Raw genomic sequence first — 22856 nt, 5'->3', positions numbered from 1 at the left:
CGCTCACATTGGCGTCGGCGCGCGCCTGGCTACGATTGAGTCATGTCTGACAACGCCGCCGTCGTCGAGGCCGTACACGAAGCGCTCTCGCACGTCAACGACCCCGAGATCCGCCGTCCGATCACCGAGCTGGGCATGGTCGACTCCGTCGCGGTCGAAGGCGGGCGCCTGTCCTTGACGATCCTCCTCACCGTCGCGGGCTGCCCGATGCGCGACACGCTCCAGCGGGACGTCGCCGCCGCCGTCGACGCGGTCGAGGGCGTCGAGGAGCTCGAGCTCGAGTTCGGCGTCATGAGCGAGCAGCAGCGCGCCGACCTCCAGGTGAAGCTCCGCGGCAAGGCCGGCGCCGAGCCGGTCATCCCGTTCAACCTGCCCGAGTCCCGCACCCGCGTGTTCGCGATCGCCTCCGGCAAGGGCGGCGTCGGCAAGTCGTCGATGACGGTGAACCTCGCCGCCGCGCTCGCGCAGAAGGGCCTGTCGGTCGGCGTCGCCGACGCCGACATCTACGGCCACTCGATCCCCCGCATGCTCGGCGTCGAGGGCGCGCCCACGCAGGTCGAGGACATGATCATGCCGCCGCAGGCGCACGGCATGAAGGTCATCTCGATCGGCATGTTCACGCCCGGGAACACCGCGGTCGTGTGGCGCGGGCCGATGCTGCACCGCGCGCTCCAGCAGTTCCTCGCCGACGTGTACTGGGGCGACCTCGACGTGCTCCTGCTCGACCTGCCGCCCGGGACCGGCGACATCGCGATCTCGGTCGCGCAGCTCCTGCCGACCGCCGAACTCGTGGTCGTGACGACCCCGCAGCAGGCGGCCGCGGAGGTCGCCGAGCGCGCCGGCGCGATCGTCACCCAGACGCACCAGAAGCTCGCGGGCGTGGTCGAGAACATGTCGTGGATGGAGCTGCCCGACGGCTCGCACATCGAGCCGTTCGGCTCCGGCGGCGGCAAGACCGTCGCCGAGGCGCTCACCCGCGACATCGGCGCCGAGGTGCCGCTGCTCGGCCAGATCCCGCTCGACCCGCGGCTGCGCGAAGGCGGCGACGCCGGCGTGCCGCTGGTGCTCTCCGACCCCGACTGCGAGGCGTCCCGGTCGATCCGCGCGATCGCCGACCAGCTCGCGGTCCGCAAGGTCTCCCTGGCGGGCAAGCCGCTCGGGCTCAGCCCGGTCTAGGGCGCGAGACGGAACGACGGCGGCACCGGTCCTCACGGATCGGTGCCGCCGCTTCTATCTCCCGGTTCCCGAGAAAGTCCAGCCGAGGAATCCTCGTGCCCTCCACGCTATGCGGGCGCGGGGGCCGGCGCATCGGCCCGAGGGACGAAACCGCCCCTCCTGCCTGAGCAGGAGGGGCGGTACCCGGGTACTACGCCGGGCGGCTACTGGGCGCTGTGGAGCGCGGCGTTGAGCTCGCCCCACGTGCCCGTGCGCGGGCGGACTTCGAGGACGCCGGTCTGCGTGTTCGTCCAGAACTGGAGGTTGTCCTTGCCGGAGAGGGTCGCGGCCTTGACCACGGTCCCGTCCGGGAGGGTCACCTTCGAGCCGGCGGTGACGTAGCAGCCGGCCGCGACGACGCAGTTGTCGCCCAAGGAGATCCCGATGCCGGCGTTCGCGCCGAGGAGGCAGCGCTCGCCGATCGAGATGACCTCCTTGCCGCCGCCCGAAAGCGTCCCCATGATGGAGGAGCCGCCGCCGATGTCGGAGCCGTCGCCGACGACGACCCCGGCCGAGATGCGGCCCTCGACCATCGAGTTGCCGAGCGTGCCGGCGTTGAAGTTCACGAAGCCCTCGTGCATGACCGTGGTGCCCTCGGCGAGGTGCGCGCCCAGGCGCACCCGGGAGGCGTCGGCGATGCGGACGCCCGGCGGGGTCACGTAGTCGGCCATCGGCGGGAACTTGTCGAGGGACTTGACCTCGAGGGTGCCGCCCGCGGCGCGGAGCTTCAGGCGCGCGGCGTTCACGTGGTCGGCGGGGACCGGGCCGTGGTTCGTCCAGGCGTTGTTCGGGAGGAGCCCGAAGATCCCGGAGAGGTTGACCGTGTGCGGGATGACGAAGCGGTGCGAGAGCAGATGCAGGCGCAGGTAGACGTCCGCGGTGTCGACCGGCTCGTCGGCGAGGGACTTGACGAGGACCGACACGCCCTTGGAGGTGGTCCCGGTCGGGTGCTCCCGCTCGAGCTCCGGGGCCGCCACCCCGGTCGGGGCCTCGCCGAGGCCGAGGCGGGTGAACCACACGTCGAGGACGGCGCCGTCGGGCGCGACCGTGGCCACGCCGACTCCCCAGGCTGCGTCAGTCAGGAATTCACTCATGCCGAGAGCCTATCGACGCGGCGGGTATCGTCTGCGGATGTGATGGTTTTGAGTGAGGCAGTCCTCGCCGACCCGGTCGAGCTGACCAGGGCACTGTGCGACATCCCGTCGGTCTCCCGGGACGAGGCCGCGATCTGCGACGCGGTCGAGGCGGCCCTCAAGCGCCTGGGCCACTTGACCGTCGAACGCGTCGGCAACACCCTCGTGGCCCGCACCGACCTCGGGCGCGACCGGCGAGTCATGCTCGCCGGGCACCTCGACACCGTCCCCGTGAACGGGAACTTCCCCACCCGCACCGAAGGCGACGTCATGTGGGGCCTCGGGACCTCCGACATGAAGTCCGGGACCGCGCTCGCACTGTGGATCGCGGCCACCGTCGAGCGCCCGCGCTTCGACCTGAGCTTCGCGTTCTACGACTGCGAGGAGATCGAGGCGGTCCACAACGGGCTCAACAAGCTCTCGCAGTCGCGGCCCGAACTGCTCGCCGCCGACTTCGCGATCCTCCTGGAGCCGACGTATGGCCTGGTCGAGGCCGGGTGCCAGGGCACCATGCGGGTGCGCGTGACGACCCGCGGGAAGCGGGCCCACTCGGCGCGGTCCTGGAAGGGCGAGAACGCGATCCACCGGCTCGGGCCGGTCCTGGAGCGGCTGAACTCGTACGAGGCGCGGGAGGTCGAGGTCGACGGCTGCGTCTACCGCGAGGGCCTGAACGCGGTGTTCATCGGCGGCGGCGTCGCCGGGAACGTCATCCCCGACGAGGGCTGGGTCGACGTGAACTACCGCTTCGCGCCCGACCGGGACGAGGCGGCCGCCGAAGCGCACGTGCGCGAGGTGTTCGCGGGCTTCGAGGTGGAGGTCAGCGACACGGCCCCGTCGTGCCGGCCGGGCCTGGACCGCCCCGAGGCCGCCGAGTTCGTGGCCGCCGCCGGCGGCGAGTTCCGCGCCAAGCTCGGCTGGACCGATGTGGCGCGGTTCGCGACCCTGGGTATCCCGGCGGTGAACTTCGGGCCGGGCGACCCGAACCTCGCCCACAAGCAGGACGAACGCGTCGAGATCCCGCGCATCCGCGATTGCGCGGCGGCGCTGCGAGCCTATGTGGAGGCATCATGACCGATCGACGGATCACCGCGGACAACCCCGGCCGCGTCACCGCCGACCAGCACCTGCTGGACGCGGCGCACAAGGAGGAGTGGAAGCAGCGGGCCGCCTGGCGCGTCATGAAGTTCCAGGCCGAGTTCGTCGAGGGCTTCGACGCGATGGAGGCCGCCGAGCTCGGCGACGCCATCGGCGTCTACGGCTCCGCGCGCACCCCGGTCGACTCCGAGGAGTACAAGCTCGGCGTGGACCTGGGCCGCAAGCTCGGCGAGGCCGGGTTCTCGGTCATCACCGGCGGCGGCCCCGGCGCGATGGAGGCCGCCAACCGCGGCGCCGCCGAGGCGGGCGTCAAATCGGTCGGCCTCGGCATCGAGCTGCCGTTCGAGCAGGGCATCAACGAGTTCGTGCACGTCGAACTCGACTTCAAGTACTTCTTCGTCCGCAAGGTCATGTTCCTGAAGTACTCGTGCGGCTTCTGCGCGCTGCCGGGCGGCTTCGGGACCATGGACGAGCTGTTCGAGGCCCTCACGCTCGTGCAGACCGGGAAGGTCGGCAAGTTCCCGATCGCGCTCATCGGCTCCGCGTACTGGGGCGGCCTGTTCGACTGGATCCGCGGCTCCATGCTCGGCGACGGCAAGATCGGCCCCGCCGACGCCGACCTGCTCATGATGACCGACGACCTCGACGAGGCCGTCGAGCACATGCAGCGCTCGCGGTAGGGGCGCCGGGCGGCCCCTCAGAGGCTCCGGAGCGGGGCCTTCGGGGGCTTGTCGCCCTTGATCGCCGCGACCATGTCGAGGACCTCGCGGGTCGCGGCGACGTCGTGGGCGCGGAAGACCCGGGCGCCGTTCCAGGCCGAGATCGCCGTGGCCGCGAGCGTGCCGTTCAGGCGGCGGTCGACCGGCAGGTCCAGCGTCTCGCCCACGAAGTCCTTGCGGGACAAGGCGACCAGGACCGGCCAGCCGGTGTCGGCGAGCTCGTCGAGGCGGCGGGTGAGGTCGAGCGAGTGGTAGGTGGTCTTCCCGAAGTCGTGCGTGGGGTCGATGAGGACGCCGTCGGCGCGCACCCCGGCGGCCACCGCGGCCTCGGCGCGCTCCACGAGCTCGGCACGGACCTCCTTGACGACGTCGCCGTACACGGCCTTCTCCGCGATCGTGCGCGGCGCGAGCCCGCCCGTGTGCGAGACGACGAACCCCGCGCCGGTGTCGGCGGCGACCTCGATCACCGTCGGGTCCCAGCCGGCCCACGTGTCGTTGATGAGCTCGGCCCCGGCGGCGACCGCCTCGCGGGCGACCTCGCCGCGCCACGTGTCGACCGAGATCACGAGCTCCGGGTGGCGGTCGTGGACGGCGGCGACGAGCGGCACCACCCGGTCGATCTCCTCGGCGGCCGTCACCTCCGGGCCGTCGTCGCCGGCCTTGACGCCGCCGATGTCGACGATGTCCGCGCCGTTCGCGACCGCGGAGTCGACCGCGGCCACCGCCGCGTCGAACGCGAAGGTCCGCCCGGCGTCGTAGAACGAGTCGGGCGTGCGGTTGACGATCGCCATCACCGCGTAATCGCCGCCATCGAACACCCGTCTGCCAAGTCTCAGAGCACGCATGGCTCTATGCTGACAGCCGCACCAGCCACCCGCCACCACATCGGCCCCCGCGGCGATGTGCACGAGCCCAGAGGAGCACACGATGCCCCGCTTCGACCGGTCGCACACCGACGACCTCGCCGCGTTCATCCAGGCCGCGCCCACCCCGTACCACGCGTGCGCCGAGGCGGGGCGGCGCCTGGAGGCGGCCGGGTTCGAGCGACTCGACGAGACCGCGGAATGGACGCTCGGCTCGAACGGCGACGCGGCGGGGCACTACGTGGTCCGCGACGGCTCGATCGTCGCCTGGCGGACCCCCGGCGAGACCGCGGCGCGGTTCCGCATCTTCGGCGCCCACACCGACACCCCGACCTTCAAGGTGAAGCCGCGCCCCGACACCGGGAGCGCGGGCTGGAAGCAGGTCGCGGTCGAGGTCTACGGCGGCGTCCCGCACCAGACCTGGCTCGACCGCGACCTCGGACTCGCCGGCCGGCTCGTCCTGCGCGACGGCGCGGAGGTCCTGGTGCACCTCGACCGGCCCCTGCTGCGCATCCCGCGCCTCGCGATCCACCTCGACCGGGGCGTGAACGAGGGCCGGGCGCTCGACGCGCAGGGCCACCTCACCCCGATCTGGGGCCTGGGCGAGCCGCGCGACGGCGAGTTCCTGGAGTTCGTCGCGGGCGAGGCCGGCGTGTACCCCGACGACGTGCTCGGGCACGACCTGTTCACCGTCGCCCTCGACAAGCCCGCGTACCTGGGGAAGGACGACGAGCTGTTCGCCGCGTGGCGGCTCGACAACCTCACCAGCACCCACGCGGGCGTCGCCGCGCTCATCGCCGCCGAGGACACCGGCGCGAACGTCCCCGTGCTCGCCGCGTTCAACTACGAGGAGATCGGGTCGATGACCTACTCCGGCGCGCAGAGCCCGTTCCTGGAGACCGTCCTGCGCCGCCTGTTCGGCGAGGACCAGCGGACGTTCACGCGCGTCATGGCCGCCTCCGCGATGATGTCCGCCGACACCGGGAACTCGGTCCACCCGAACTACCCCGAGAAGCACGAGCCGGGCCACCGGCCGATCGCCGGGCGCGGCCCGATGATCAAGGTGAGCGCGAACCAGCGGTACGCGAGCGGCGCCGAGGAGGAGGCCCTGTTCCGGCGCTCCGCCGAGCACGCCGGCATCCCGTGGCAGTACTACGTCAACCGCAACTCGATCCCCGGCGGCACCACGATCGGCCCGATCTCGGGCACGCAGCTGGGCATCCTCACCGTGGACGTCGGCCTGCCGATCCTCTCGATGCACTCCGCGCGCGAACTGTGCGGCGCCGAGGACCCGGCGCACCTGGCGGACCTCGCGCTCGGGCTGTTCGCGCACTAGCGCCCGAGTTCAAGAGCCGCGCGGGCCCGGTGGGACGGCGTCCCGCCGGGCGCGCACGCTGTCGGACTCGCCGGCCGATCGGCCGCGGTCCGATCCGGATTCACATGCGGGGCTGTCGCGTTCGCGCTCCGCTCCGGTCTCCTCACGCGGCGCGGCGCCCCGGTAAGGTGGTGTCGTTCACGGCACCCCTTGGAGGCGGCATTGACTTGGCGGACCGAACTCGAGCGGGCCGCGGCGCGGCTGCGCGACGCCGCCGGGGCCGCCGACCGGGCCGAGGAGCTGCTGGTCCGCGCCGCCACGCGCCTCGCGGCCGACGACACCGACAGGCGCAGAAGCGAACTCGCACAGCGGCTGCGGGCCGCGGCGGCCGGGGCCGCGAGCGGCTGGCTCGGCGACGACCTCGCGGCCACCGACCCGAACACGCCCTTGTGGACCGAGACGCCGCGGACGGGGGCCGAGGCGGTGCGGGTCGGGACCGCGCTCCTCGACGACGAGCCCGTCTTCCCCGCCCTCGCGGGCCTCCTCGGCAAGGGCCACCTCGTGTGCGACGGCGACGCCGCCGACCCGCGCGTGGCCGGGATGCTCCAGTCGCTGCTCGTGCGGATCACCGCCGCGCACCCGAACCTCGAACTGTCCCTCGTGGACGGCGTCACCCTCGGGCAGGTGTTCGCGCCCGCGACCGCCCTCGTGGACGCCGGGATCGCCACCACCGTCGCCACCGACCACCTCGCGCTCGCGCGGGTCCTCACCGCCGCCGAGAAGCGGCTCACCGAGCTGCGCGACGTCGCCGCCCGCGGCCAGTCGATCGCCGACCGGCCCTACCACCTCATCGTCGTCGCCGGGCTCCCGCCAGAGGTCGGCAAGTCCACCCGGGAGCGCCTCGCCGCCCTCGCGCACGCCGGCCCCTCCGCCCGCTGCCACCTCGTGCTGTGCGGCTGGCGGGACCTCCCGCACCGCGAGCGGCTCCCCGCGATCGAGCACGCGACCCGCCTCGAATGCGGCGACGAGGTGCGCCTCGGCGGCCTGCCGCTGCCGGTCGTCCTCGACGCGCCGCCGCCGCCCGCCCTGGTGCGCGCCGTGTTCGCCTCCCGCGCCGAGCAGCGCCGCGAAGCGGGCGAGCTGTCCGTGGCCGACCTCGTTCCCGAGGTGCTGTGGACCGAGTCGAGCCGCGACGGCCTCACCACCGTCATCGGTCGCGACCAGGCCGGGCACACCGCCGGCGGCGACGTCGAGGTGTCCTTCGACGACGCGACCCCGCACTGGCTCATCGGCGGGCGCACCGGCGGCGGCAAGACCGTGTTCCTCCTCGACGTCCTCTACGGACTCGCGACCCGCTACTCCCCCGACGAGCTCGAGCTGTACCTCCTCGACTTCAAGGAGGGCGTCTCGTTCACCGAGTTCACGCCCTCCGCGCTCGACCCCTCGTGGATCCCGCACGTCAAGGCCGTCGGCGTCGAGTCCGACCGCGAGTACGGCGTCGCGGTCCTCGCGGCCCTGCGCGCGGAGCTCACGCGGCGGGCCGGGCTCATGAAGCGGGCCGGCGCGACGAGGCTCGCGCGGCTGCGGGAGCTGCGGCCCGAGGTGCGGCTGCCGCGGATCGTGGCCGTCGTCGACGAGTTCCACGTCCTGTTCGCCGGGAACGACCGGCTCGCGGGCGAAGCGGTCGCGCACCTCGAGGAGCTGGCGCGCAAGGGCCGCTCCTACGGCGTGCACCTCGTGCTCGCCTCCCAGACGATCTCCGGCATCGAGGCCCTGTACTCCAAGAAGGACTCGATCTTCGGGCAGTTCCCGCTGCGCGTGGCCCTGCCGGGCGCGAAGCACCTCCTCGACGAGGGCAACGACGCCGCCGTCGAATCGGTCGGGCAGGCGGTCATCAACGACGCCGGGGGCCTCAAGGGCCGCAACCGGACCTGCCGGTTCCCCGACGCCTCCAGCGCCGACGAGCTCCTCGCGCGGCTGCGGCGGGACCTGTGGGCGCGGCGCGACTCCGACGAGGAGCCGGTCGTGTTCCGCGGCTTCGACGAGCAGCACCTCGACGCCGACCCGCGGTTCGCGGCGCTCGCGCCCACGCACGCGCCGCGGGCCCTCCTCGGCCGCGCGGTCGACGTCCGCATGTCCACCGTCGGGTACCAGTTCGACCGCAGCCCCGGCCGCCACCTCGCGGTCCTCGGGACCTCGATCGTCGCCGCCGACGTGCTCACCTCGGCCGCGGTCTCCCTGGCGCGCCAGCACGAACCGGGCGCCGTCGAATTCCACGTCGCGGCGACCGCCGCGGGCGCCGAGGAGCTCGCGCGGGACCTGGTCGAGGAGCTGAAGGCCGCCGGGCACGAGTGCCGCGAACTCGAACCGGGGGCGGTCCTGACCGCGCCGCGCGCCCGGCCCGTGTACCTGGTGTGGTTCGGGGCCGACGGCGCCGACGGCCAACCGGGGACCCTGCGGGACCTGCTGCTGCACGGACCGGCGACCGGGGCGCACGTCATCGGCTGGTGGCGGGGCGCGCGTCGGTTCCTCGACGACATCGGCGGATCGGCCGGCCGCGAGCACGTCGCCGGCGTCGTGGCCCTGAACATCGCCGCGAACGACCTCGCGGCGATCACCGGCGGCTACGAGCGGACCTGGGACGCCCGCGCGAACCGGTGCCTGGTCATCGACCGGCACGCCGGGACCGAGACCCTCGCGGTCCCGTACGTGCGGCCCGGCCGCCTGGACGAGGTGGTGGAGACCCGATGAGCCTGAGCGCGTACGACGACCTGGTCCACGAACTCGCGCGCCTCGACGCCGACTCGGCCGCGAGCACCGCGCAGGCCGCGCGGCGGCTCGAGCGGCGGCGGGCGGCGCTCGCGGAGGTGCGGTCCGAGCTGGACGCGCAGACCTCGCGGGTCGCGGAGCTGTGCTCGACCCTGCGGCAGTCCACACCGGACCTCATGCCGTCCCCGGCGGTCGAGGAGGCCGAAGCGGCCGTGGACGATCCGGACGCGGCGCTCGCGCGGGCGCAGACCGCGCTGCGGGAGGCCGAGCTGTCGGTCAAGGCGACGGTGCGGGCGGCGCAGCGGCCGACGCTGCTGCCGAACGCGCACCACGTGCTGCGCGAACTCCTCGTCTACGGCTCGTGCATGGTCGCCTGCCTCATCGGGCAGCTGGTCTACCTGGCCGCGAGCGGCGGCGGCGAGGCCACGTGGTGGGTCATGTTCCTGCCGCCGGTGATGGCCGCGCTCGTGGGATATCTGCTGGTGGGGGCCGCGAACCGGCCCCGGCTGCCGCTGACGGACCGCAACGGGCGGCCGGTGAGGCCGGTCGTCCCCCACAACCCGCGTCTGGGAGTGACCCTCGCGGTCTGCACAATGGCGCTGTTCGCCTATTTCGCGTTCTTCGCTTAGAGCTGCTTGGAGGAACCCGTGGGTTTCGTGCTCCCGGTCATCGTCGCCGTCATCGGCGTGTGGATCGCGTTCTCGATCGTCGTGTGGGCCACCGGCCGCGACACGCTGCTGGACCTCGCGCCCGCGGGCGCGCCGGCCGGGCTCGGCGATGAGGAGCCGGTCAGCGAGGCGTCGATCGGCGCCCTCAAGTTCGACACCGGGGCGCGCGGCTACCGGACCGACCAGGTCGACGCGGCCCTGACCCGCCTGGCGTGGGAGATCGGCCGCCGCGACGAGCAGCTCGCGGCGCTGCGGGCCGAGCTCGGGACCGACGCGGTCGAGGAGGCCGAGGCCGAAGCGGAGGCCGAGGTGCTCGCGGCGGACGACGAGGGCGTGGAGCCCGCGGGCGGTCCGGTCCCGAACGCGGTCGAGGCCGGGTCCTCCGAGGGCGACGCCTTCGACGAGCCGCTCGAAGAGGGCACGTTCCGGCTCGCGAAGGAGGCCGGCGCGGAGGGCGGCGGCGCCGGACGTGAGGCAGGGCGCGAGGACGAAGGGGAGCAGACGCCGCGCGGCGGAGCGTGATGGGATATGCCCATGCGTTATTGGCTGCTGGTGTTGAACGAGGACGAGTACGCGGAGCAACAGGCGTACGAGGTCGAGGCAGTGGAGCCGAGGGCGGCCCTCCCCGACGGGGCCGCGGACGGCGACGAGGTCGCCCTGGCCGGACCCGAGGGCGTCTTCGCGCTCGGCGAGCTCGACGGCGCCGCGATCGCCTACCGCCGCCGCCTCGAGGAGCCCGAGCAGACCGCCGAGAGCGCCGCCGCGGCCGAGCGCCTGAGCGACGCCAAGGGCGTCGTCGTCGGCGGCTGGACGCAGCTCATGCCGGACGCGTGGGAGGACCTGGTCCGGACGCTGCCGACGCCCGAGCGGCGCCGCGACTGGATGGTGACGCTGTCGATGCCGATCGAGGCGGTCGACAAGGCCGAGGCCGTGCGGCAGTTCTGGTCCTACATCCGCTCGCTCGGGCCCAAGGAGCTGCCGACGTTCGTGTCGCCGTACGGGCGCGAGATCGAGGGCACCGCGTTCCTGCTGGGGGCCGAGCACGAGCAGGACCCGGAGGAGTAGCCGCCGCGGCGCGGACGGACCATCACGATCCGGCAGTATCGCAGGGCGGTGGGCACGTGAATCGGAAATCCGCAAATTGGCTGTCCGATTTAAACGCTTTTAAGCACTTTCTCCGCAACTTTGTCACATACTCGGAGGGGCGAGTTGGCTCTCGGCCTGCGGATCGGGGAAACTTGATCTAGCAACGTCGAGTCGCAACCTGCGGCCTTGGATCGAGGGGAGACGAATATGGCGGCCATGAAGCCGCGGACCGGCGATGGTCCGTTGGAGGTTACCCAGGAGGGCCGCGGCATCATCATGCGGGTGCCGCTGGAAGGCGGTGGCCGACTTGTGGTCGAGATGTCGCCGGAAGAGGCCGAGACCTTGAACAAGGAACTCCAGGGCGCCCTCGAGTAACGGCACCAAGCCCACCCCACCTCGGCGGTCACCCCGCCGCCGGTCCGGACTGAAGGACCCGCTGCACGAGCCGTGAAGCGGGTCCTTTCTCGCGCCCTCGGACCGGCCGGAGTGGACGTACCGTCACGAGGCGAGCGGGAATCGCAGCGCGGGTGAAGGGGCGGCAAATGCGGCATAGACTCGTCGCATGACTTCCGGCACCCAGCCGCCCCAGGCAGATCCGGGCGATCAGCGGCGACCCCGAGAGCCGTGGCAGCACTCCGCGCAGGATCCGCAGTCGGCGGAGCGATCAGCACAGGCGTCCGAACCCCACGCGGCGCCCCGGCCCGGCCCCGATGCCGCGCCGGGACCCGACCTCCAGGCCCCGCCGGTGTCGGCCGGGCCGCCGCAGACGGGAGCGCAGTCGCCGCACGACGGCGCGCCGCCGCACCTGTCGGGAGCGGCGGGGCCGCAGGCGTCCGCGGGCATGCAGCCGCCGCAGGCGTACACGGGCGCGCAGGCTCCCCAGGCGGGCGCGCAGGCCGGGCCCGCCGGCCCGCGGGTCGGACAGTCGGCGTGGTGGAACCCGGCCGCGCCGAGCGACCCGTGGCGCGACCCGGGCAGCCGCGCGGTCATCGAGACGCGCCCGGCCCCGGGCGGGACGCCGGTCGAGCCGCTGCCCGAGCGCCGCGGGGGCGCCGCGCGCGCCGGGCTCGGGCTCGTCATCGCGGTCGCGGCGATCACCGCGCTCATCGCCGGGACGCTCGGCGCGGCCGTCGGCATCTGGGCCACGCGCGGCGACGGCGGCGGGGGCATCACCGGGGCCGACCCGCAGACCGAGCGCGACCTGTCCTCGGTCGCGGGGGTCGTCGAGCAGATCATGCCGTCGGTCGTCACGGTGCTCACCGCCGACGGCGGCAACGGCTCGGGCTTCATCGTCTCCGACGACGGGTACCTGCTCACCAACCACCACGTGGTCGTCGGCGGCGGCTCCGAGCCCGCCGAGAGCCTCCAGGTCCTGTTCAGCGACGGCTCGGTGACGACCGCGGCGGTCATCGGCTCCGACCCCGACTCCGACGTGGCCGTGCTCCAGATCGAGGGTGGCGACCACCCGGCGATGGTCTTGGCCGACTCCGACAAGGTCGCCGTGGGCGACCCGGTGCTCGCGGTCGGCGCGCCGCTCGGGCTGTCCTCGACGGTCACCGAGGGCATCGTCTCCGCGATCGACCGGCCGGTGCTCACCGAGAACAACAACGGCGAGGTCGAGTCGGTCATGGCCGCGATCCAGACCGACGCGGCGATCAACCCCGGCAACTCGGGCGGGCCGCTCACCGACATCGCCGGGCAGGTCATCGGCATCAACACCGCGATCGCCTCCACGGCCGCCGAGGGCGAGGCCGGGAACATCGGCATCGGCTTCGCGATCCCGATCAACCAGGCGAAGCGCATCGCCGACGAGATCATCGCGACCGGCACCGCCAGCCACACCGTGCTCGGCGCCGAGCTCGGCGAGTCCGAACTGGGGGTCGGGGTCACGCTGAGCACGATCGTGGCCGGCTCCCCCGCCGACGACGCCGGCATGGAGGACGGCGACGTCGTGACCAGCTTCGACGGCACCACCGTCACCGAGAACACGCAGCTGATCGCGCTCATCCGCAAGCTCGCGCCCGGGACCGTGGTCACGGTCGTGTACGAGCGCGATGGCGAGGAGCACAGCGCGCAGGTCACTCTAGAAGCGGCCGGGGACTGACGTGGGGGTACGCTAGGCGGAGGTTTTTCAGGTATCAGCAGTCACAGTCGGTCATCGGAGGGTCAGCGTGTTCGGAGGCTTGGGCGGAACCGAGTTCCTCGTCATCATCCTCATCGCGATCTTCCTTTGGGGCCCCGACAAGCTGCCCAAGGCCCTGGCGAACCTCCGCCGGTTCATCTCGAAGGCCCGGACCATGGCGTCGAACGCCGCGGCCGACCTGAGCCGCGAGATCGGCACCGACATCAAGCCCGAGGACCTCAACCCGAAGACGTTCGTCCGCAAGCACATCCTGACCGAAGAGGACCAGGAGATGCTGACGAACCCGCTGAAGTCCACGATGCGCGACCTCCAGGAGGGCACCAGGCCGCTCAAGGAGGGCCTCACCGACGCCACCCGCGACGTGGAGAGCACCCGCCGCAGCGTCAACCGGGGCGCGATCACGCGCGGCTCGAACGGCTCCGCCAACGGCTCGGCCAACGGGAGCGCGGCCGACGCCGGCGAGTCGGCGCCCGCCGAGCGCACGCGCGGCCGCGCGGCCAGCTTCGACGACGTCACCTGAGCGGACGGCCACCGCGAAGTCACCCGGTCGGGTGAGGGCGCGCCGCGGTGAGCGGGCCGGTCCGACCGCGCGGAACCGGTCCGGGCTCCCGCGGGATCGGCGACGGCGTCCCCTGAACCGCGTTTGACGGTCGCACCCGGCTGGAACACTGGCCTGATGATCGGAACATGGCACGGACTCATCATCGACTGCCCCGACCCGTCGTCGCTCGCGTCGTTCTACGAGGAGCTGCTCGGCATGGTCAGGGTTCAGGACGAGGACGACTGGGTCGTCATCGGCGACGCGCCCGACCGGCCCGGCGTGGCCTTCCAGCAGGTCGAGGGCTACCGGGCCCCCACCTGGCCCACCCAGGACGCCCCGCAGCAGATGCACTTCGACGTCAAGGTCGGCGACCTGGACGCGGGCGAGGAGGCGGTGCTGAGGATCGGCGTGCGGCGCCTCGAAGGCGGCGGGGAGACGTTCCGGGTCTTCGCCGACCCGGTCGGGCACCCGTTCTGCCTCGTCACCATGTGAGGGCGTGAGGGAACGCGAAAGCGGCGCGGGCCGGGCCCGCGCCGCCTCGAGTCGTGCGGTCTAGTACGTGGTCGTCGTCGCGGCGCTGCCGAACATGGCGAGCAGGCTGCCGACGGCGATGAGCGCGATCAGGGCGAGCGCGCAGACGATGATGCCGAGGACGAGGCCGGTGATGGCCTGGCCCTTGCCGCCCGCGAGGCCCTGGTTGATCTTCTTCATCGCGATGCCGCCGAGGATCGCGGCGGTCACGCCGCAGCCGAGGCTGATGATGCCGCTGACGTACGGGATCGGCAGGCAGAGGATGCCGACGCCGATGATGCCGAGGACCATCGACGCGATGGCCTGGCCCTTGGGCAGCTGCGGGCCGTAGGGGCCGGGGACGCCGTACTGGGGCGGGTAGCCGGGCGCCGCGGGCGGCAGCTGCGGGGCGGGGCCGTAGCCCGGCTGCTGGGGCTGGTAGCCCGGCTGCTGCGGCTGCGGGCTGTAGCCGGGCTGCTCGGGCTGGGAACCGGGCTGGCTGCCGTACGGGTCGTACTGGAAGCCGCCCTGGCCGGACTGGTCCGGAGTCGGAGGATAGGTCATCGCTGCACTCTCTGCTCGGGCGGAAACGGCGCGGGGACGTTCACGATATCCGACCCCCGCAATGACTGTGGGACGAGGCCACTTCGCGAATCGGGGCGAAACGGCCAGCTCAGGGGCGCAGCAGGCGACCCCGGAGGATGATGAGCGCCGGTTCGCGGACCGCGGCGAGGTCGAGCCGGGGATCGCGGTCGTAGACGACGACGTCGCCGAGGTCCGGGGCGATGCCGAGCCATTCGCGGGCCTCCCAGGAGGCGGCGGCGACCACCTCGGCGGCGGGGATGCCGGCGCTCTCGTGGAGCAGGCGCATCTCCTCGGCGGCGAGGCCGTGGTCGATGCCGCCGCCGGCGTCGGTGCCGAGGCGGACCTTGACGCCGGCTTCGTAGGCGGCGCGCACGACCTCGGGGAAGCCGCGCTTGAGGCGGCGCATGTGGTCGGCGTAGCGGGGGAACTTGGCGTCGGCGCCGGCCGCGATGTCGTCGAAGGTCTCGATGTTGATCATGGTGGGCACCAAGGAGATCCCTTTGGCGGCCATGCGGTCGAGGAGGTCCTTGGAGAGGCCCGTGCCGTGCTCGACGGAGTCGGCGCCGGCCTCGACGACGCAGGCGACGGCCTCTTCGGAGAAGGTGTGGACGGCGACGCGGGCGCCCTCGGCCTGGGCGGCGTGGATGGCGGCGGTGAGGATCTCGGGTTCGAACGAGGGGGCGAGGTCGCCCTTGCCGCGGTCGATCCAGTCCCCCACCAGCTTGACCCAGCCGTCGCCGAGCTTCGCCTGGCGGGCGAGCGCGGCGACGGCCTCGTCGGGTTCGCATTCGAGGCCGATGCCGCGCAGGTAGCGCTTGGAGGCGGCGACGTGGTGGCCGGCGCGGATGAGCCGCGGGAGGCCGTCCTCGCCGACGAGCTCGGGGTACGGGTAGGGCGATCCGGCGTCGCGGATGGCGAGGACGCCGGCGTCGCGGTCGGCGCGGGCGAGCTCGCGGGCCTCGTCGAGGCTCTCGACGGGTGCGGCGCCGCGGCGGATGCCGATGTGGCAGTGGGCGTCCACGAGGCCGGGCAGCGCGAAGCCGGAGGTCGCGATCGTCTCGGCGCCCGGAACGGGGTCGAACGTGATGCGGTCCCCGTCCACGTAGAGGTCGACGACCGTGTCGTACGGCAGCCAGACGACCCGGAGATGGAGCGGCGCGAGCGGTTCGAGTGCAGTCATCGCCCCGAAGTATCACCCGGACGGGTCGCGATGTCCAGCGCGGCGCCCGAATCGGCGCCGGGTCCGGCCCGGTCGGTTCCCGTCGGCGCGGCTACTTGTCGTTCTTGCCCTGGTCCTTGAAGAACTGCTCGAAGTCGATGTCGGGGAGGTCGGCCGGGTTGAAGCCGGAGAGGTCCGGCATCTGGCCCGGGAGGCCGCCCTGCGGGAGCTGGGGGGCGCGCTGCTGGGAGGCGGGGCCGCCGCGGCGGACCGTCTTCTTCTTGGCGCCCTTCTTGCCCTTGCGCTTGGTGTAGGGCGACTTGGTGGCCTTCCCGCTGGGGATGCCCATGGCGCCGCTCATCTGGCGCATCATCTTCTGCGCCTCCTTGAACCGGGCGAGGAGCTGGTTCACCTCGGAGACGGTGACGCCGGAGCCGTTCGCGATGCGCAGGCGGCGCGAGCCGTTGATGAGCGAGGAGTCGCGGCGCTCGGCGGGGGTCATGGAGCGGATGATCGCGGTGGTCCGGTCGATCTGCTTGTCGTCGATCGAGTCGATCTGCTGCTTCATCTGGCCCATGCCGGGCATCATCTTGAGCAGGTTGCCGATGGGGCCCATCTTGCGGATGGCCTGCATCTGGTCGAGGAAGTCCTCGAGGGTGAAGTCCTCGCCCTTGAGGAGCTTGTCGGTGTACTCCTCCTTCTGCTTCTCCTCGAAGACGGCCTCGGCCTGCTCGATGAGGGTGAGCATGTCGCCCATGCCGAGGATGCGCGAGGACATCCGGTCGGGGTGGAAGACGTCGAAGTCCTCGAGCTTCTCGCCGGTGGACGCGAAGAGGATGGGGCGGCCGGTGACGTGGCGGACCGAGAGGGCCGCGCCGCCGCGGGCGTCGCCGTCGAGCTTGGAGAGGACGACGCCGGTGATGCCGACGCCGTCGCGGAAGGCCTCGGCGGTGTTGACGGCGTCCTGGCCGATCATGGCGTCGATGACGAAGAGGACCTCGTCGGGGTTGACGGCGGCCCGGATGTCGCGGGCCTGCTGCATCATCTCCTCGTCGACGCCGAGGCGGCCGGCGGTGTCGACGATCACGACGTCGTGGCCGCGCTGCCGGGCCTCGGCGATGGAGTCGGTGGCGACCTTGACGGGGTCGCCGACGCCGGAGCCGGGCTCGGGGGCGTAGACGGCGACGCCGGCGCGCTCGGCGAGGACCTGGAGCTGGCCGACGGCGTTGGGGCGCTGGAGGTCCGCGGCGACCAGGAGCGGGGAGTGGCCGTCGCCCTTGAGCCACTTGGCGAGCTTCCCGGCGAGGGTCGTCTTGCCGGCGCCCTGGAGGCCGGCGAGCATGATGACCGTGGGGGGCTGCTTGGCGTAGTTGACGCGGCGGGTCTCGCCGCCGAGGATCGCGATGAGCTCCTCGTTGACGACCTTGATGATCTGCTGGGCGGGGTTGAGGGCCTTGGAGACCTCGGCGCCCTTGCAGCGCTCCTTGATCTGGGCGATGAAGGTCTTGACCACCGGGAGGGCCACGTCGGCCTCGAGGAGGGCGAGGCGGATCTCGCGGGCGGTGGCGTCGATGTCGGCATCGGTCAGGCGGCCCTTGCCGCGGATCGACTCGAAGATTCCCGACAGTCGATCTGACAATGCGTCGAACACGATTGGACCTCTCGGTGGATGGGCTGGACTCATACGAGCTTAACGGGGCGCGCGGCGGGGCGCGAAAACAGGACGGCCGCCCCGTGGCGGGGCGGCCGTCCCTCAGCGGTGACGTGAAGTCGGTGCCTTACGCGGTGACCTTCTCGGTCTCCGGCGCGTCGAGGCTGGTGTTGCCGTTGACGGGCAGGTCGTAGCCGGCCTCGCCGTGCTGGGCGGAGTCGATGCCGGCCAGCTCCTCCTCCTCGCTGATCCGGACGCCGATCGTGAACTTGAGGATCAGGCCGATGATGAGCGAGGCGATGAAGGAGTAGGCGACCACGGCGAGGACCGCGGCGACCTGCTTGCCGAGGAAGGCGGCGTCGCCGCCGTAGAGGAGGCCGTCGGTGCCGGCGACCTCGGCGACCGCGAACAGGCCGACGGAGATCGAGCCCCAGATGCCGGCGACCATGTGCAGGCCGACCACGTCGAGGGCGTCGTCGTAGCCGAGCTTGTGCTTCAGGCCGATGGCGAGCGGGCAGATGACGCCGGCCACGGCGCCGAGGGCGATGGCGCCGATCGGGCTGACGTACCCGGCCGCCGGGGTGATGGCGACGAGGCCCGCGATGACGCCGGAGCAGGCGCCGAGGACCGAGGGCTTGACGCCGCGGATGCGGTCGATGAGGAGCCAGGCGAGGATCGCGGCGGCGGTGGCGACCTGGGTGTTGAGCAGGGCCAGGCCGGCGGTGCCGTTCGAGGCGAAGGCGGAGCCGGCGTTGAAGCCGAACCAGCCGAACCACAGCAGGCCGGTGCCGATCACCACGAGCGGCAGGTTGTGGGGGGCGAAGTTGCCGTCCTTCCAGCCGATGCGGCGGCCGACGACCAGGGCCAGGGCGAGGCCCGCGGCGCCGGCGTTGGCGTGGACCGCGGTGCCGCCCGCGAAGTCGAGCACGCCCCAGTCCTCGATCCAGCCCGAGCCCCACACCCAGTAGGCGACGGGCGCGTAGACGACGATGACCCAGACGGTGGCGAAGATGACCCAGGCGGAGAACTTCATGCGGTCGGCGACCGCGCCGGCGATGAGGGCGACGGTGATGATCGCGAACATCATGCCGAAGGCGGCGACCGCGGCGTTCGAGACGCCGCCGGTGTAGCCCTCGAGGTCGGTGGTGTAGCCGAGGAGGAAGGAGCTGGAGACGTCGCCCCACAGCGGGTGCTCGCCGGTGAGGTCGCCGACGGCGATGGACTCGCCGACGACGGTCCACGCGATCGAGACGACGCCGATGGCGACGAGGCACTTCATCATCATGTTGATGACGCTCTTGGCGCGGGTCAGACCGCCGTAGAACAGGGCCAGGCCGGGGGTCATGAGCAGAACAAGGGCGGCTGAGGTAAGAATCCAGGCATTGCTGCCGCTGTCGAACTCGGGCATGGCCGCCTCCTCTCTCCAGAGATAGGTAGATATGGGCTTGAGTAGGTGTCCGGCGTCGAGGGGAGCGGCGGTGCTCTGGAGAATGGTCACGCGCCGGCCTTGCGACCGGCGCGTGAATCTCCTACCTACCGGAGTGAAGCCAGCTTCACCGTGACGTGTTACGCGACCCGGGCCTGCGTGTTAAGAAGCTGTCGCCAAAGATTTCGAGTGTGTGAACTCACGCTCACAGGGGTGGTTTTCCGCGAGGCCGGAGGCGCGCGTGGGGCCGATGCGGCTTTTGAGCGCATTGATGAGCTCGAATGAACCGTTACCTCGGCATGACCGCTCCGTTACGGAACTGTGCTCTAATGTCCTTGGACTCGCAGATTGGTGAACGTTCACAACGGGCGGCGTATCGTCGTATTGGACCGGGGCGCTCCGCGCGCCCCGCAACGGCGTGCGTGCGAACGAAACATGGAAAGCGACGGCAGCGATGGCGCAACCGAAGAAGGCAGCCAGTATCTGGGACGTGGCGCGGCTGGCAGGCGTCTCGCACCAGACCGTCTCCCGGGTCGTCAACGGCTCCCCGCGCGTGGCCGCCGCCACCCGCGACAAGGTCCTGGAGGCCATCGCCGAACTCGGGTACCGGCCCAACCGGCTCGCGCGCAGCCTCGCGGGCGGCGCCGCCGAGTCGGTCACCGTCCTCACCGCCGACACCTCCCTCTACGGCCCCGAGGCCGCGCTCCGCGGCATCGAGAAGGCCGCGCGGGCCCTCGACTGGAGCGTCCAGATCTCGGTCCTCGACCCCGCCGACACGCACTCGGACGCCGACATCATCGCGCGCCTCCCCCGCGCCGGCGAGCCCACGATCATCATGGCCCACGACGAGCCCGGCATGCGGGCCAAGCAGGTCCTGCTCGACCAGCAGCCGCACGCGATGGTCGCGATCGGCCCCTACACCGCCGAGGAGCTCGCCGCCTCGCCGTGGCTGGTGGGCATGGACGACGGCAAGGCCGCCGCCGAGGCCACCAGGTACCTCCTCGACCTCGGGCACACCACCGTCCACCACCTGGCGATCCCCACCTCGACGGGGACGTTCGGCGGCGGCAAGGCCCACCGCGCCGAGGGCTGGGCCCGGGTGCTGCGCGACGCCGGCCGGCCCGTCCCCGAGCCGGTGCCGTCCGGCTGGACGATCGCCGAGGCGTTCAAGGCCGTGCAGCCCCTCGTGGCCGACCCGGAGGTCACCGCGATCCTGTGCGGCAACGACCACCTCGCGCTCGCCACGCTCCGCGCCGCACACCTGGCGGGCCGCTCGGTCCCCGGCGACCTGTCGATCGTCGGCTTCGACAACACCCCGTTCTCGGCGTACACGACCCCCGCGCTGACCACCGTGAACCAGGACTTCGAGAGCGTCGGGCGCGGCGCGTTCGAGCTACTGCGCCACCGCGTGGACGGCTCGATCCCGCGCCCCGTCCCGGGCTGGCCCGAGCCCGAGCTGATCGTCCGCGAGACCTCGGGGCCGCCTTCCTCCTGACCCCGGGAGGCGACCTGCGCGTGAACCCCGAAAGGCCCAAGCCATGAACCCCGTCCCCTCCGAACCGCCGGCGGGGCCCTCCGGCCCTGTACCCCAGGCGAACCCGCGGCTGGTCGCGGACTTCGCGACCCCCACCGGCCCGGTCATGCACGGCGCGACCGGGTCGCTGTACGGCGTGGCCGAGGACGGCGTGCCCGGCGACGAGCTGCTGGACGCCCTCGACCTGACCACGCTCGCGGTCAAGCCCGACGGCGGCGCGCAGCACCCCGGCGGGGACGCCTCCGCCGCGGTCGCGGTCCTGCGCCGCAACGGCAGGCCGCGCGGGCGCACGGGCCTGGCGTTCGTGTACCTCCAGGACCTGTTCGCCTCCTGGCCGTACGAGGACGTCGGCATCGACGTCTACCACGAGCGGCTGTGCGAGGTCGTCCCGCCGATGCTCACCGAGGCGAACGAGGGCCGCCTGGTGCTCGTGCCGTTCAACGAGCCCGACTGGATCTGGTACGCGCTCAAGGAGGACGCCCCGGCGCGGTTCGACCGGTTCGTCGCCGACTGGACCACCACGGTGCGGCTGCTGCGCCGCCTCGCGCCCGGCGTGCCGATCGCGGGGCCGAACGAGTCCTACTTCCACGGCCGGTTCCTGCGGCACTTCCTGCGCCGCGCCCGCGACACCGGGACGCTCCCGGAGTGGACGGCCTGGCACGAGCTGTCCCCGAAGTCCTTGGCGGACTTCCGGTCCCACCACGCCGAGTACCGGGAGCTCGAGCGCGAGCTCGGCATCGAGCCGCGGCCGGTGAACATCGACGAGTACGCGAACAACCGGGACCTGTCGGTGCCCGGCCAGCTGGTGCAGTGGGCGGCGCTGTTCGAGGACGCGAAGGTCCACGCGGACATGGCGTTCTGGACCGCGTCCGGGGGCTACTCGGGCGCGGCCCCGCAGACGAACGTGCCCAGCGGCGCGTGGTGGCTGCTCAAGGCGTACTCCGGGATGACCGGCACCACGGTGCAGGTGACGCCGCCGCAGCCGGACACGCCCGACACGCTCCAGGGGATCGCGAGCCTCGACCGGGAGCGGCGCACCGCGCAGGTCCTCGCGGGCGGGTGCGCCGGGGACTTCACGGTCGTGGTCGAGGGCCTGGACCCGGAGCTGTGGGGCCCGGCCGTGACCGCGACGGTGCACCGGATCGACTGGACCGGGTACGAGGGCGCCGCCGGGCCGCCGGTCGCGCTGAGCCGGGTCACCGGACCGCCGGGCCGACTCGAAGTGCAAGTGCCGCAAGCGGACCGCATGGCCGCGTACTGGATCGCGATCGTCCCGGGCGCGGGCGCGCCGCTGGAGGCCCCGCCGTGGCGCGGCTCTTGGGAGGCCGAGCACGCGCAGGTCACCTCCGGCGAGGTGGCCCGGCAGGGGCACCCCGGCGAGGGCGACGGGTTCGCCGCCTCCGGCGAGCACGACGTGAGCGGCCTGAACATGAACGACTCGGCCGTGAGGTTCACCGTCGAGGTCCCCGCCGACGGCGGCTACGACCTCGCGGTCTTCTACTCCCACGAGTACGGGCGCGGCGCCGAGGCCACGGAGCCGCAGCCGGCCCAGCAGGTGCTGGCCGTGAACGGCGCCGAGCGGTTCCTCGAGTACCCCTCCACGATGAACTGGCAGCACCGCTCGGTCGTGCACGTCCCGGTGCGCCTGCGCGCGGGCGCGAACACCGTCGAGCTGTCGAAGTCCGGCGCGATCGGCACCGCCCGCGGCGAGGTCGCCCTCGACAAGATCGTGCTCACCGAGGACCGGCCCGAGCGGGGCGTGTACGACGGGGCGTTCGCCCGGCACGACGACGCCGCGGGCCCGGTGTTCGACGTGTACGCCGCCGCGGACCGGTACCACCGCATCGCGGGCGCCGCGCGCGGCGTGCTCCTGGGTCCCCAGAACCAGTGCGTCCCAGTGGACCTGACGCGGCCGGTGTTCCTCCACGCGGGGATCAACCGGCTGCGGGCCGACGCGGTGGAGCTCGTCGTGGAGCCGGTCGAGGGGCCCGCGCCGCTGGAGGTGGACGCGGCCGAGGCGGTCCGCTCGGGCGGGTCGTGCCTGATCGTGAACGACTTCGCCGGCGGCGGCCACGTCATCGGCTGGAACGGCCGCGGCGCCGACGCGACCATCGCGTTCGAGGCCGCCGCGGGGCCGCACGCGCTCATCGTCAGCTACGCCAACGGGGAGCGCGCCGAAGGCCACGAGTCCGACGTGGACATCGTGACCCGGCACTGCGACCTCGTCGTGAACGGGAAGCCAGCCGGGCGGTACCCGATGCGCGGCACCTGGACCTGGAACGACTTCTGGACGTACCCCGTGATCGTGGACCTCGCGGAGGGCCGCAACACGATCGCGTTCGGGAACGAGGACGGCCCGACCGCCGAGTTCGAGCGGTTCGTGATCGCCCCGCTGAACCCGTGAGCGCGGCGGGGCCCGCGCCGCTCGGCGCGGGCCCCGTCGC

General features: G+C 72.6%; 20 protein-coding genes. 14 read left to right on the top strand and 6 right to left on the bottom strand.

What is annotated here, in order from left to right; genetic code table 11:
• The first annotated feature begins 42 nt into the window (after window positions 1–42).
• The gene (locus EIW28_RS05990) at window positions 43–1176 is read left to right on the top strand and encodes an Mrp/NBP35 family ATP-binding protein (protein ID WP_125246828.1); all 1134 of its coding nucleotides are present in this window, start codon (window positions 43–45) and stop codon (window positions 1174–1176) included.
• 203 nt (window positions 1177–1379) lie between these two features.
• On the opposite strand, the gene EIW28_RS05985 is transcribed toward EIW28_RS05990, so the two are convergent.
• Window positions 1380–2309 (bottom strand): DapH/DapD/GlmU-related protein, encoded by a 930-nt coding sequence (locus EIW28_RS05985; protein WP_125246827.1) that lies wholly within the window; start codon window positions 2307–2309, stop codon window positions 1380–1382.
• 42 nt (window positions 2310–2351) lie between these two features.
• On the opposite strand from EIW28_RS05985, the gene dapE reads away from it, so the two are divergent.
• Window positions 2352–3419 (top strand): succinyl-diaminopimelate desuccinylase, encoded by a 1068-nt coding sequence (dapE, locus tag EIW28_RS05980; protein ID WP_125247529.1) that lies wholly within the window; start codon window positions 2352–2354, stop codon window positions 3417–3419.
• Window positions 3416–4123 (top strand): LOG family protein, encoded by a 708-nt coding sequence (locus tag EIW28_RS05975; protein ID WP_125246826.1) that lies wholly within the window; start codon window positions 3416–3418, stop codon window positions 4121–4123. The genes dapE and EIW28_RS05975 overlap by 4 nt, the downstream gene beginning before the upstream one ends.
• 17 nt (window positions 4124–4140) lie before the next feature.
• On the opposite strand, the gene folP is transcribed toward EIW28_RS05975, so the two are convergent.
• A complete protein-coding gene (gene folP / locus EIW28_RS05970; protein ID WP_125246825.1) occupies window positions 4141–5007 on the bottom strand; it encodes a dihydropteroate synthase in 867 nt (288 codons plus the stop codon).
• 82 nt (window positions 5008–5089) lie between these two features.
• On the opposite strand from folP, the gene EIW28_RS05965 reads away from it, so the two are divergent.
• The 9 genes from EIW28_RS05965 to EIW28_RS05925 all read left to right on the top strand — a co-directional run bounded on the left by EIW28_RS05965 (window position 5090) and on the right by EIW28_RS05925 (window position 14039).
• Window positions 5090–6361 carry a M18 family aminopeptidase gene (locus tag EIW28_RS05965; RefSeq protein ID WP_125246824.1) on the top strand — a complete coding sequence of 424 codons (1272 nt, stop codon included), beginning with the start codon at window positions 5090–5092 and terminating at the stop codon, window positions 6359–6361.
• A gap of 201 nt (window positions 6362–6562) precedes the next feature.
• Window positions 6563–9091: an FtsK/SpoIIIE domain-containing protein gene (locus tag EIW28_RS05960; protein ID WP_125246823.1), complete on the top strand. Its 2529-nt coding sequence runs from the start codon at window positions 6563–6565 to the stop codon at window positions 9089–9091.
• Window positions 9088–9738 carry a hypothetical protein gene (locus EIW28_RS05955; RefSeq protein ID WP_125246822.1) on the top strand — a complete coding sequence of 217 codons (651 nt, stop codon included), beginning with the start codon at window positions 9088–9090 and terminating at the stop codon, window positions 9736–9738. Before EIW28_RS05960 ends, EIW28_RS05955 begins: the two co-directional genes overlap by 4 nt.
• Before the next feature lie 18 nt (window positions 9739–9756).
• Window positions 9757–10299, top strand: a complete 543-nt coding sequence (locus tag EIW28_RS05950; protein WP_158630302.1) for a DivIVA domain-containing protein — start codon at window positions 9757–9759, stop codon at window positions 10297–10299.
• Window positions 10300–10311: 12 nt separating this feature from the next.
• The gene (locus tag EIW28_RS24820; protein ID WP_125246820.1) at window positions 10312–10842 is read left to right on the top strand and encodes a hypothetical protein; all 531 of its coding nucleotides are present in this window, start codon (window positions 10312–10314) and stop codon (window positions 10840–10842) included.
• Window positions 10843–11070: 228 nt separating this feature from the next.
• Window positions 11071–11238 (top strand): DUF3117 domain-containing protein, encoded by a 168-nt coding sequence (locus tag EIW28_RS05940; RefSeq protein WP_091053443.1) that lies wholly within the window; start codon window positions 11071–11073, stop codon window positions 11236–11238.
• Between the two features lie 187 nt (window positions 11239–11425).
• A complete protein-coding gene (locus EIW28_RS05935) occupies window positions 11426–12967 on the top strand; it encodes a S1C family serine protease (protein ID WP_197717115.1) in 1542 nt (513 codons plus the stop codon).
• A gap of 79 nt (window positions 12968–13046) precedes the next feature.
• A complete protein-coding gene (locus EIW28_RS05930) occupies window positions 13047–13526 on the top strand; it encodes a Sec-independent protein translocase family protein (RefSeq protein WP_158630301.1) in 480 nt (159 codons plus the stop codon).
• Between the two features lie 156 nt (window positions 13527–13682).
• Window positions 13683–14039 carry a VOC family protein gene (locus EIW28_RS05925; protein WP_125246818.1) on the top strand — a complete coding sequence of 119 codons (357 nt, stop codon included), beginning with the start codon at window positions 13683–13685 and terminating at the stop codon, window positions 14037–14039.
• A gap of 60 nt (window positions 14040–14099) precedes the next feature.
• Here EIW28_RS05925 and EIW28_RS05920 read toward each other — a convergent pair whose 3' ends face one another.
• From EIW28_RS05920 to EIW28_RS05905, 4 genes are all read right to left on the bottom strand, one after another.
• Entirely contained in the window at window positions 14100–14621 is a 522-nt protein-coding gene (locus EIW28_RS05920; RefSeq protein ID WP_187350579.1) for a DUF4190 domain-containing protein, read from the bottom strand.
• 109 nt (window positions 14622–14730) lie between these two features.
• A complete protein-coding gene (locus EIW28_RS05915; RefSeq protein ID WP_125246817.1) occupies window positions 14731–15822 on the bottom strand; it encodes an amidohydrolase family protein in 1092 nt (363 codons plus the stop codon).
• A 91-nt stretch (window positions 15823–15913) separates the two neighbouring features.
• On the bottom strand, window positions 15914–17452 hold the full coding sequence (ffh, locus tag EIW28_RS05910) for a signal recognition particle protein (RefSeq protein WP_125246816.1): 1539 nt from the start codon (window positions 17450–17452) through the stop codon (window positions 15914–15916).
• 127 nt (window positions 17453–17579) lie between these two features.
• Complete coding sequence (locus EIW28_RS05905; RefSeq protein WP_125246815.1) at window positions 17580–18860, bottom strand: ammonium transporter; 1281 nt, start codon at window positions 18858–18860, stop codon at window positions 17580–17582.
• A 508-nt stretch (window positions 18861–19368) separates the two neighbouring features.
• On the opposite strand from EIW28_RS05905, the gene EIW28_RS05900 reads away from it, so the two are divergent.
• Window positions 19369–20373 carry a LacI family DNA-binding transcriptional regulator gene (locus tag EIW28_RS05900; protein ID WP_197717114.1) on the top strand — a complete coding sequence of 335 codons (1005 nt, stop codon included), beginning with the start codon at window positions 19369–19371 and terminating at the stop codon, window positions 20371–20373.
• 43 nt (window positions 20374–20416) lie between these two features.
• Window positions 20417–22816, top strand: a complete 2400-nt coding sequence (locus tag EIW28_RS05895; RefSeq protein WP_125246813.1) for a carbohydrate-binding protein — start codon at window positions 20417–20419, stop codon at window positions 22814–22816.
• Window positions 22817–22856 lie beyond the last annotated feature (40 nt).

It is taken from the genome of Glycomyces terrestris (assembly GCF_003933745.1).
In the GTDB taxonomy this organism is placed as follows: domain Bacteria; phylum Actinomycetota; class Actinomycetes; order Mycobacteriales; family Micromonosporaceae; genus Glycomyces; species Glycomyces terrestris.
Note: the sequence above shows the minus strand (reverse complement) of the source record. Positions and strands in the feature narration are given on the sequence as shown.

What these genes read in the sequence shown, in the direction of transcription:
- EIW28_RS05990 (WP_125246828.1), top strand. Translation starts at nt 43, where the DNA reads ATGTCTGACAACGCCGCCGTCGTCGAGGCCGTACACGAAGCGCTCTCG.
- EIW28_RS05985 (WP_125246827.1), bottom strand. Translation starts at nt 2,309, where the DNA reads ATGAGTGAATTCCTGACTGACGCAGCCTGGGGAGTCGGCGTGGCCACG.
- dapE (WP_125247529.1), top strand. Translation starts at nt 2,352, where the DNA reads ATGGTTTTGAGTGAGGCAGTCCTCGCCGACCCGGTCGAGCTGACCAGG.
- EIW28_RS05975 (WP_125246826.1), top strand. Translation starts at nt 3,416, where the DNA reads ATGACCGATCGACGGATCACCGCGGACAACCCCGGCCGCGTCACCGCC.
- folP (WP_125246825.1), bottom strand. Translation starts at nt 5,007, where the DNA reads ATGCGTGCTCTGAGACTTGGCAGACGGGTGTTCGATGGCGGCGATTAC.
- EIW28_RS05965 (WP_125246824.1), top strand. Translation starts at nt 5,090, where the DNA reads ATGCCCCGCTTCGACCGGTCGCACACCGACGACCTCGCCGCGTTCATC.
- EIW28_RS05955 (WP_125246822.1), top strand. Translation starts at nt 9,088, where the DNA reads ATGAGCCTGAGCGCGTACGACGACCTGGTCCACGAACTCGCGCGCCTC.
- EIW28_RS24820 (WP_125246820.1), top strand. Translation starts at nt 10,312, where the DNA reads ATGCGTTATTGGCTGCTGGTGTTGAACGAGGACGAGTACGCGGAGCAA.
- EIW28_RS05940 (WP_091053443.1), top strand. Translation starts at nt 11,071, where the DNA reads ATGGCGGCCATGAAGCCGCGGACCGGCGATGGTCCGTTGGAGGTTACC.
- EIW28_RS05935 (WP_197717115.1), top strand. Translation starts at nt 11,426, where the DNA reads ATGACTTCCGGCACCCAGCCGCCCCAGGCAGATCCGGGCGATCAGCGG.
- EIW28_RS05925 (WP_125246818.1), top strand. Translation starts at nt 13,683, where the DNA reads ATGATCGGAACATGGCACGGACTCATCATCGACTGCCCCGACCCGTCG.
- EIW28_RS05920 (WP_187350579.1), bottom strand. Translation starts at nt 14,621, where the DNA reads ATGACCTATCCTCCGACTCCGGACCAGTCCGGCCAGGGCGGCTTCCAG.
- EIW28_RS05915 (WP_125246817.1), bottom strand. Translation starts at nt 15,822, where the DNA reads ATGACTGCACTCGAACCGCTCGCGCCGCTCCATCTCCGGGTCGTCTGG.
- EIW28_RS05905 (WP_125246815.1), bottom strand. Translation starts at nt 18,860, where the DNA reads ATGCCCGAGTTCGACAGCGGCAGCAATGCCTGGATTCTTACCTCAGCC.
- EIW28_RS05895 (WP_125246813.1), top strand. Translation starts at nt 20,417, where the DNA reads ATGAACCCCGTCCCCTCCGAACCGCCGGCGGGGCCCTCCGGCCCTGTA.